Genomic DNA, 317 nt, shown 5'->3' with positions numbered 1-317 from the left:
CCGTTCCGGACAGGAGAAGCCAGCGGCGTCCTGTGAATTCGTTCAAATACGCCTGCAGATGCTTCCTCCCCAACGCACCATATGTATTCTTCAGCGATACCCACGCCTCTCTTACCACACTCCGCAAAGGGGCGTACAACCGAAAAGCTTGGGAGGACAGCTGGACTTCGGATGCAAGGCGATCCACGTGCTCGTCGATGAATGCGGTTAGATCGCGGCGAGAGGCCCTTGTATCGGTTCCTCGGCTCTGCAGCAACAGGCGGATCTTGACCTGCTGCGGTTCACCGGCCTCATCGACCGTACAGCCAGCGACAACC

The 317-nt window shown here is 58.4% G+C and carries 1 pseudogene; it reads right to left on the bottom strand.

Annotated features, from left to right (window positions below):
- A pseudogene (locus CHH75_RS25000) lies at positions 1-317 on the bottom strand (hypothetical protein); the annotation flags it as partial.

Origin of the sequence: Paenibacillus sp. 7541 (genome assembly GCF_002276395.1) — a bacterium.
Classification (GTDB): domain Bacteria; phylum Bacillota; class Bacilli; order Paenibacillales; family Paenibacillaceae; genus Paenibacillus_AQ; species Paenibacillus_AQ campinasensis.
This window is presented reverse-complemented; position numbering and strand designations above follow the sequence as displayed.